At 56.7% G+C, this 4,326-nt stretch carries 4 protein-coding genes and 2 pseudogenes; 4 read left to right on the top strand and 2 right to left on the bottom strand.

The features are described 5' to 3' along the window. Positions 1-126: 126 nt before the first annotated feature. The 3 genes and pseudogenes from kefB to slyD all read left to right on the top strand — a co-directional run. Positions 127-1,824 (top strand): annotated as a pseudogene (gene kefB / locus CINSTRO3249_RS13315) (glutathione-regulated potassium-efflux system protein KefB); the annotation flags it as partial. Further along, on the top strand, positions 1,808-2,011 hold the full coding sequence (locus CINSTRO3249_RS13310) for a YheV family putative zinc ribbon protein (RefSeq protein WP_074013621.1): 204 nt from the start codon (positions 1,808-1,810) through the stop codon (positions 2,009-2,011). The pseudogene kefB and the gene CINSTRO3249_RS13310, both read left to right, overlap by 17 nt. A gap of 93 nt (positions 2,012-2,104) precedes the next feature. Beyond that, on the top strand, positions 2,105-2,674 hold the full coding sequence (gene slyD, locus CINSTRO3249_RS13305; RefSeq protein ID WP_074013620.1) for a peptidylprolyl isomerase: 570 nt from the start codon (positions 2,105-2,107) through the stop codon (positions 2,672-2,674). Positions 2,675-2,723: 49 nt separating this feature from the next. On the opposite strand, the gene CINSTRO3249_RS13300 is transcribed toward slyD, so the two are convergent. Further along, the gene (locus CINSTRO3249_RS13300) at positions 2,724-2,942 is read right to left on the bottom strand and encodes a protein SlyX (RefSeq protein WP_074013619.1); all 219 of its coding nucleotides are present in this window, start codon (positions 2,940-2,942) and stop codon (positions 2,724-2,726) included. A 321-nt stretch (positions 2,943-3,263) separates the two neighbouring features. Here CINSTRO3249_RS13300 and fkpA point away from each other — a divergent pair, with 321 nt between their 5' ends. After that, positions 3,264-4,076 carry an FKBP-type peptidyl-prolyl cis-trans isomerase gene (gene fkpA / locus CINSTRO3249_RS13295; RefSeq protein ID WP_074013618.1) on the top strand — a complete coding sequence of 271 codons (813 nt, stop codon included), beginning with the start codon at positions 3,264-3,266 and terminating at the stop codon, positions 4,074-4,076. A gap of 140 nt (positions 4,077-4,216) precedes the next feature. Here the strand turns inward: fkpA and CINSTRO3249_RS16790 are convergent. Continuing rightward, positions 4,217-4,326 (bottom strand): annotated as a pseudogene (locus tag CINSTRO3249_RS16790) (IS110 family transposase); the annotation flags it as partial.

The raw sequence follows: 4,326 nt of genomic DNA, 5'->3' as shown, positions 1-4,326 counted from the left end.
TCATATGCTGTTTAACCAGCGTCTGATATCGGCGGGTAAGGCGAGAGTCAATCCCGCCAACAGATAGGTTGAAATCATTCTGCAAAGTAATAACAGGTATCACGATAAATGTGTAGATACCTATGCCCCTGGGGCCTGGGCTTTATTCGCGATGTCGATGAGATACTGCATTTCTCGGAGCTGGGGGTGGTGTTCTTGATGTTCATCATCGGCCTGGAGCTGAACCCCGCCAAGCTCTGGCACCTGCGGCACTCGATATTCGGCGTCGGCGCCGCGCAGGTGGCCATCACCGCGGTGCTGCTGGGTGCCGCGCTTACCGTTACCGGTATGCGCTGGCAGGCGGCGCTTATCGGCGGCATTGGCCTCGCCATGTCCTCTACCGCCATTGCGCTGCAGTTGATGCGCGACAAAGGCATGAACCGCAATGAGGGCGGCCAACTGGGTTTCTCGGTGTTACTGTTTCAGGATATGGCGGTGATACCGGCACTCTCTTTGATCCCGTTTCTCTCCGGCGGCGCCGGCGGGCACGGCGATTGGATGAAAATCAGCATCAAACTGGCGGCGTTTTTTGGCATGCTGGTCGGTGGGCGCTTCCTGCTGCGTCCGCTGTTTCGCTATATCGCCTCGGCGAACGTGCGCGAGGTGTTCACCGCCGCCAGTCTGCTGCTGGTGCTGGGTGCCGCGCTGTTTATGGATTTGTTGGGCCTGTCGATGGCTCTTGGCACCTTTATCGCCGGCGTGCTGCTGGCCGAAAGCGAGTACCGCCATGAACTCGAAATTGCCATTGAGCCGTTCAAGGGGCTGCTGCTGGGCCTGTTTTTTATCTCGGTCGGCATGGCGCTAAATCTGGGCATTCTGTATGTGCACGTCCTGACGGTGCTGGCTGGGGTCGCCATCCTGGTGGCCATCAAGGGAACGGTGTTGTATATCCTGGCGCGCCTGTCGGGGCTGAAACGGTCGGTGCGGCTGCAATTCGCCGGCGTACTGAGCCAGGGCGGGGAGTTCGCCTTCGTTCTGTTCTCGGCGGCCTCGGCGCAAAAAATCCTCACCGGCGATCAATTATCCCTATTGCTGGTGATCGTCACCTTGTCGATGATCACCACGCCATTATTGATGCAAGTGATCGATCGTATTCTGGTCCAGCGCTATAATGCAGTAGATGAAAACGATGAAAAACCGTTTGTCAACGACGACGACCCGCAGGTGATCATTGTCGGCTTCGGCCGATTTGGGCAAGTGATAGGCCGCCTGTTGATGGCAAATAAAACCCGTATTACGGTGCTTGAGCGCGACATCAGCGTGGTCAGCTTGATGCGCGGCTACGGCTACAAAGTCTATTACGGCGATGCCACCGAACTGGAGTTGTTGCGGGCGGCGGGGGCGGAAAAGGCCCGCACGATCGTTGTCGCGGCCAACACGCCCGAAGACAATATGGCTATCGTCCGCCTGTGCCAGCAGCATTTCCCGCAGTTGCAGATCCTGGCGCGGGCGCGTCGAAGCGCATGAGCTACTGCAGGCCGGCGTATCGCGATTTTCGCGGGAAACCTTCGCCAGCGCTCTGGAGCTGGGACGAAAGGTGCTGCAGTCGTTGGGTATGCACCCACATCAGGCCTACCGGGCGCAGCAGCATTTCCGCCGGCTGGACATGCGCATGCTACGTGAATTGATGCCCCAGGAGGAGGGGGGCAAGTTTCGCGGGTAAAGGAGGCGCGGCGCGAACTGGAAGACATTTTCCAGCGCGAGATGCAACAGGAGCGGAGGCTGCTCGATGGCTGGGGCGAAGATGATCAACAGGGAGAACGACCCTATGACGGCAAAGCGTAAACGCTTCATCGCCGGTGCCACCTGTCCGGTCTGCCACAGCGCCGACACGCTGGCGGTATGGCGTGAGGACAAGAGTGATCGGGTGGCCTGCGTCAAATGTGGCTATACCCAGCGGCAGGACGACGACATGATTAGCGCGAAAAGACCGGATAAAGAAAACATTATTGGTATTTTCCATCCGGAGTAATGTTATTGGCCGCTTTTTTACGGCGAAAGCATACATACGTGCGGTTTTTGGTTAGAATCAGCGCCAAATAAGTTTCCAATGGTGGGAGAGAGCATGAAAGTAGCAAAAGATCGGGTGGTCAGTCTGGCCTACCAGTTGAGAACCGAAGACGGTGTATTAGTCGATGAATCCCCGGTGAGCGCACCGTTGGAGTACCTGCATGGTCATGGCTCGCTAATCTCCGGGCTGGAAAAAGCGCTGGATGAGCACAGTGCGGGCGACAGCTTCGATATCAGCATTGAAGCCAATGATGCTTACGGCCCTTATGATGAAAATCTGGTGCAGCGCGTCCCCAAAGACGTCTTCATGGGCGTCGATGAACTGGAAGTGGGCATGCGTTTCCTGGCTGAAACAGATCAGGGGCAGGTACCGGTGGAAATCACCGAAATCGATGGCGATCACGTCGTGGTTGACGGCAATGCTATGCTGGCCGGCCAAAACTTGAACTTCCACGTAGAAGTGATCGCTGTTCGCGAAGCCACCGAAGAAGAGCTGGCTCACGGGCATGTTCATGGCGTGCACGGCCATGATCACGATCATGACCACGGTGAGGGTTGCTGTGGTGGTCATGGCCATGACCATGAGCACAAAGGCGGCGGTTGCGGCGGCTGTGGCTGCCACTAAGCGCGAACGGCGCGGGACCCTGAGCGGGCCCCGCCCGGGCGTCACCCGCTCAATAGTGGGGCGGTGGCGTTTCCTCGCTTGGTGAGGCGATAATCGAGGTATTCTGCGCGCGCAGTTTGTCCGACAGCAGGCGCAATTGCTCCTGCAGTCGGCTGATATCGCGCTGGTGGGCCACCACCGTCTGATTCAGTTCCTCAATCGTGACTTCCTGGAAAGCAACCCGTCCCTCTAACACCTCCAGACGTTGCTCCAGCTGCGATAGTTCCATCCTATTCCCCTCTCGTTACCGATCAAGACCAACGAATCCGGCGTCGCACCGTTCCCATTCTGCGGTTGCCTCGCGCGGGCAATCCCGGTAGATTCTACCTTGCTTTGCGCGGATCGCCCGCATAAAGGTCATCATTAGGCGGCGATATCAAACCGGATCGCAATGAAAATGCATTATCAGGAAACTTCTTGTTGTAAAAAATGTTCCAGAAAGCGTTAATCAACCGGCATAGCGATTGTGTTGTGTTTATGCTCACAGCTATAGTATTTGCCTGACTTTGCTATCGACCCCGGGACCGCTTACCCAGGAAAATGGAGATTTATGAAATCATTGATTAAAGTATCGCTGCTGGCCTCTACTATGGCATTTGCCCTGAACGCAAGCAACGCCCTGGCCGCCGATGCGGCACCCGCCAGCGCCACCTCGGACAAATTCAAAAGCAGCGAAGATCAGGCCGCTTATGCCCTGGGCGCCTCTCTGGGGCGTTATATGGATAATTCGTTGAAAGAGCAGGAAAAGCTCGGTATCAAACTGAATAAAGATCAGCTGATCACTGGCGTGCAGGACGCTTTCGCCAACAACAGCAAGCTGTCCGATCAGGAAATTGAAGCCACGCTGCAAAGCTTTGAAGCGCGCGTGAAGCAGGCCGCCCAAACTAAAATGGAGCAGGAAGCCAAGGACAACGCCGCCAAGGGCGACAAATACCGCGCCGACTACGCCAAGGAAAAGGGCGTGAAGAAAACCGCCAATGGCGTCCTGTATAAAGTGGATAAAGCCGGTACCGGCAAGGCGCCGACCGATAGCGATACCGTGGTGGTGAACTATAAAGGTACCCTGGTCGACGGGACAGAATTCGATAATTCCTACAAGCGCGGCGAGCCGCTGTCCTTCCGCCTGGATGGCGTCATCCCCGGCTGGACCGAAGGGTTGAAACACATTCAGAAAGGCGGGAAAATTCAGCTGGTCATTCCGCCGGAGCAGGCTTACGGCAAAACCGGCGTTCCCGGGATCCCGGCCAACTCGACGCTGGTGTTCGATGTGGAACTGCTGGATATCAAACCGGCCACGGCCGCACCGGCCGCCGGCGACGCCGATGCGGGACAGTCCCCGGACGCGGGCGCGCAGCAGAAATAACGCCGCCGTCATCCCAGACGGGCTGTCGCCCGTGCGTTGTGCAAGCCATCCCCACGGGATGGCTTTTTTTTGCCGCCTTGCCGGCCAAAGGCCTCCCCGCTGATGCATAGGTATCTACACATCAGATACCGTCTTGCTCATCATGATGCAAGAGCTATATTTTCATCGAAGGGTATTCCAGATTTTAAGACACCATAAGCTAATTGGAGTAATTTTCGCATTGCCGCGCAGATGCCTACTTTACCTCCTT

This window comes from Candidatus Sodalis sp. SoCistrobi (genome assembly GCF_900143145.1).
In the GTDB taxonomy this organism is placed as follows: Bacteria; Pseudomonadota; Gammaproteobacteria; order Enterobacterales; family Enterobacteriaceae; genus SoCistrobi.
The sequence above is the reverse complement of the archived record's forward strand: the minus strand, read 5'-3'. Positions and strand labels throughout refer to the sequence as shown.

Coding starts and splice junctions, on each gene's coding strand:
- CINSTRO3249_RS13310 (WP_074013621.1), top strand. CDS start 1,808: ATGACGGCAAAGCGTAAACGCTTCATCGCCGGTGCCACCTGTCCGGTC.
- slyD (WP_074013620.1), top strand. CDS start 2,105: ATGAAAGTAGCAAAAGATCGGGTGGTCAGTCTGGCCTACCAGTTGAGA.
- CINSTRO3249_RS13300 (WP_074013619.1), bottom strand. CDS start 2,942: ATGGAACTATCGCAGCTGGAGCAACGTCTGGAGGTGTTAGAGGGACGG.
- fkpA (WP_074013618.1), top strand. CDS start 3,264: ATGAAATCATTGATTAAAGTATCGCTGCTGGCCTCTACTATGGCATTT.